This is a genomic window from Paenibacillus cisolokensis (assembly GCF_050481165.1).
GTDB classification, from domain to species: domain Bacteria; phylum Bacillota; class Bacilli; order Paenibacillales; family Paenibacillaceae; genus Paenibacillus_AH; species Paenibacillus_AH cisolokensis.
Window position 1 is genome coordinate 1 of record NZ_JBCNFP010000055.1, and the last position, 1,195, is coordinate 1,195.

At 45.4% G+C, this 1,195-nt stretch carries 2 protein-coding genes; both read right to left on the reverse strand.

The window, feature by feature from the left end; genetic code table 11:
* Positions 1-85: 85 nt before the first annotated feature.
* A complete protein-coding gene (locus ABEV74_RS09460; RefSeq protein ID WP_430145455.1) occupies positions 86-325 on the reverse strand; it encodes a hypothetical protein in 240 nt (79 codons plus the stop codon).
* A 548-nt stretch (positions 326-873) separates the two neighbouring features.
* The coding region (locus tag ABEV74_RS09465) for a transposase (RefSeq protein WP_430145452.1) at positions 874-1,195 on the reverse strand (322 nt) is incomplete at its 5' end.

The window sequence follows — 1,195 nt, forward strand, 5'->3', positions numbered from 1 at the left end:
TACTTTCGAAATTCAGGTTAAGTTCAACAATTGACAAAGATCTCCTTCTTTCGACCAGTCGCAAATTGCCAAATCTCAACAAACTCTATGAAAAAGCTAAACAACAACAAGATAAGGGACAGTAACGATACTGGTTGATAAGCGTCCTCCAAGTCCTTTTCATACGCTTCAGCAGGATATGCTGGTAACGGGTTTCGCTTAAGATGACTTGTGTTACACCATGTTTTCGAATGATTTTAAGCAAAAAAGAGTGAAACGTGCGGGCTTGAATGGTTGCCGCAATATTTTCATCCATCCCAAGTAAATGTGCGATTCGGTCACGCATTTCCTCTGCCGCTTTTTTTGGAAAACATGACCAGCAATATGTTTGCGGTTTGGACAATAGGAATCGTATGGCTTCCCGCTCCGAGCGGTGTTTTGTAAAAAGTCCTACTACTCAAACCATCACCTTCATTAACTCGTGAAGCTCGTGCATTGCGTTCTTTTCTCCACCAAGTGATCAACATGGACAGTCAGTTCGTTGATAAGTGGGATTGGCAACGATTCTGAATAATACTTTCTTGCCATCTCTTAAACGACAGATTCTTCTTAATTCTATCACAAGGAATTGGGCCTTTCTTCCTGATCTTGATCAATATGTTGAACTCAATTAGGTGGCTCTTCGCCACTAGCGATGCTACCAGCCAAAATTAGCTCTACGAATTTCCAGAAAACCTTTGAAAATCGGACAAGGGAATTGGTATAGATGCTTCGCTCCACGTCCACCACCTGTTGCAGCATAAACAAGACTACAAATGGGCATACTGGTGCTGGACAAGGGAATTGGTTCAGGTGCGAGCGATGCGTGGCTCCATGCTGTTGCCAATTCTTTTCTTATTTCAAGGCGAAGTTCAGCTTTCCTGCCAATACGTAGACCATAGCGATGATGTTCTTTTCGGAGCGGTAGCCTCGGGCCTTCCGTTTGGCCGCTTGAAATAAGCTATTTACGCCTTCGAGCAGACCGTTTGTCAGTTTGGATGAAAACCATCGGACGACGCCATCGTAGTGGTTTTGCAGCATTTTGGCGACTTCGACCATTGGAGCCAGTCGACAACGCAGTCCCCACTGAATCCAGTCTTGCAGCACCATGGGTGCGATTGCAGCCGGATAGCGATAGATCTCTTGGAGGATCAGCCGCATCCGGTAGGCTTTGGCG